Here is a 2,479-nt window from a genome sequence, read left to right on the forward strand (position 1 = left end):
ACTGATGGGGAGCGGCGTTGGTGAGATTACTGCGGTGGTGGTGCGCTACTACGGCGGTATCCTTCTCGGTACGGGGGGGTTGGTAAAAGCCTACGGTGGTGGTGTGAATCAGGCGCTGCGCCAGTTAACGACACAGCGCAAGACGCCATTAACCGAATATACTTTGCAGTGTGAGTACGGCCAACTGGCAGGCATTGAAACACTGTTGGGGCAGTTTGACGGTAAAATCGTTTTCAGTGATTACCAGGCATTCGTTCTGCTTCGGGTAGCACTTCCTTATGCGAAAGTGGATGAATTTTCAGCAAAGCTGGCGGATTTTAGTCGTGGTTCATTGCAATTGTTATCGATTGCAGAATAATCCCCACCTCATTTTAAAGAACTAAGGAAGCGGCAGAGATGCATTTTCGCGCCATCACCCGAATCGTTGGACTACTGGTCATCTTATTTTCGGGAACGATGATCATCCCCGGACTGGTAGCACTTATCTACCGTGATGGTGCGGGTCGTGCATTTACCCAAACTTTCTTCGTTGCTCTGGCTATCGGCTCCATGCTGTGGTGGCCAAACCGTAAAGAGAAGGGCGAACTGAAATCCCGTGAAGGGTTTTTGATCGTCGTCTTATTCTGGACCGTGCTGGGGAGCGTGGGTGCGTTGCCGTTCATTTTTGCGGAAAGTCCTAACCTCACGATCACCGATGCTTTTTTTGAATCCTTTTCCGGGTTAACAACCACAGGTGCGACGACGCTGGTGGGGCTGGATTCACTGCCGCATGCCATTCTCTTTTATCGCCAGATGCTGCAATGGTTCGGCGGGATGGGGATCATCGTGCTGGCGGTGGCTATCCTGCCTATTCTTGGCGTGGGTGGCATGCAGCTCTATCGTGCAGAAATGCCGGGGCCGCTGAAAGATAACAAAATGCGCCCACGTATTGCCGAAACGGCGAAAACCTTGTGGCTCATCTATGTGCTATTGACGGTTGCGTGTGCGCTGGCGCTGTGGTTTGCCGGCATGCCTGCCTTTGACGCCATTGGACACAGCTTCGCCACCATTGCTATCGGCGGCTTTTCCACACACGATGCCAGTGTGGGGTATTTCGACAGCCCCACGATTAACACGATTATTGCTATCTTCCTGCTGATCTCCGGTTGTAACTACGGCCTGCACTTCTCTTTATTAAGCGGGCGTAGTCTGAAGGTCTACTGGCGCGATCCGGAATTCCGCATGTTTATCGGGGTGCAGCTAACGCTGGTGGCCGTCTGTACGCTGGTGTTGTGGATACATAATACCTATGGGTCGGCGCTCACGACGATCAACCAGGCATTTTTCCAGGTGGTATCGATGGCGACGACCGCCGGATTTACTACGGACAGTATTGCTCGCTGGCCGTTGTTCCTGCCGGTGCTGCTACTGTGTTCTGCGTTTATTGGTGGCTGTGCCGGGTCAACGGGCGGTGGTTTGAAGGTGATTCGTATCTTGTTACTGTTCAAACAGGGTAACCGCGAACTGAAGCGACTGGTTCACCCCAATGCGGTCTATAGCATTAAGTTGGGCAACCGAGCGTTGCCGGAACGAATCCTTGAAGCGGTATGGGGCTTCTTTTCTGCCTATGCGCTGGTCTTTATTATCAGTATGCTGGCAATTATTGCGACCGGTGTGGATGACTTCTCTGCGTTTGCCTCAGTTGTGGCGACGCTGAATAACCTCGGGCCTGGGCTGGGGGTTGTTGCCGACAATTTTGCCAGCATGAACCCGGTGGCGAAATGGATCCTGATTGCCAACATGCTGTTTGGTCGTCTGGAGGTCTTTACTCTGCTGGTGCTCTTTACCCCTACTTTCTGGCGTGAATAATGGAGTAACACGTGAAAACACTGATTCTTTTTTCTTCCCGGGACGGACAAACGCGCGAAATCGCTGAGTATCTGGCTTCTGAACTTAAAGAGCTGGGTGTCTGGGCAGATGTCATGAATTTGCATCGTACCGAAGAGCCTGAGTGGAAAAATTATGACAGTGTGGTGATTGGCGCATCAATTCGCTATGGCCATTACCATTCTGCATTTCAGGAATTTGTGAAAAAGCATGCCACGCAGCTGAATACGATGCCGAGTGCGTTTTACTCTGTAAACCTGGTTGCCCGTAAACCGGAGAAACGCACACCGCAAACTAATAGCTATGCGCGTAAGTTTCTGATGAGTTCACCGTGGCGACCAGACCACAGTGCAGTCATTGCGGGTGCTTTGTTGTATCCCCGCTATCGCTGGTATGACCGCGTCATGATCCAACTGATTATGAAGATGTCAGGTGGTGAAACGGATACGAAGAAAGAAGTGATCTATACCGACTGGGAACAGGTGGCGGGATTTGCCCGGGAAATTGCCCAATTAACCAACAAAACGTTGTTAAAATAAACGCAAAGAATAAAAAACACGCACTTGGAAAATTATTTTAAATTTCCCCTTGTCAGCCTGAAATAACTCCCTAT

The 2,479-nt window shown here is 50.8% G+C and carries 3 protein-coding genes; all 3 read left to right on the forward strand.

Translation table 11 applies throughout. From position 1 onward, the window contains the following. Positions 1 to 358 (forward strand): YigZ family protein (locus tag FDX03_RS23255; protein ID WP_249357035.1); only part of this gene is annotated, 358 nt, incomplete at its 5' end. 38 nt (positions 359 to 396) lie between these two features. Then, positions 397 to 1,848 carry a Trk system potassium transporter TrkH gene (trkH, locus tag FDX03_RS10455; RefSeq protein WP_003017848.1) on the forward strand — a complete coding sequence of 484 codons (1,452 nt, stop codon included), beginning with the start codon at positions 397 to 399 and terminating at the stop codon, positions 1,846 to 1,848. 11 nt (positions 1,849 to 1,859) lie between these two features. Continuing rightward, entirely contained in the window at positions 1,860 to 2,405 is a 546-nt protein-coding gene (hemG, locus tag FDX03_RS10460) for a menaquinone-dependent protoporphyrinogen IX dehydrogenase (RefSeq protein ID WP_005133225.1), read from the forward strand. Positions 2,406 to 2,479 lie beyond the last annotated feature (74 nt).

This window comes from Citrobacter sp. wls827 (genome assembly GCF_005280875.1).
Lineage (GTDB): Bacteria > Pseudomonadota > Gammaproteobacteria > Enterobacterales > Enterobacteriaceae > Citrobacter > Citrobacter youngae.

Coding starts and splice junctions, on each gene's coding strand:
- trkH (WP_003017848.1), top strand. CDS start 397: ATGCATTTTCGCGCCATCACCCGAATCGTTGGACTACTGGTCATCTTA.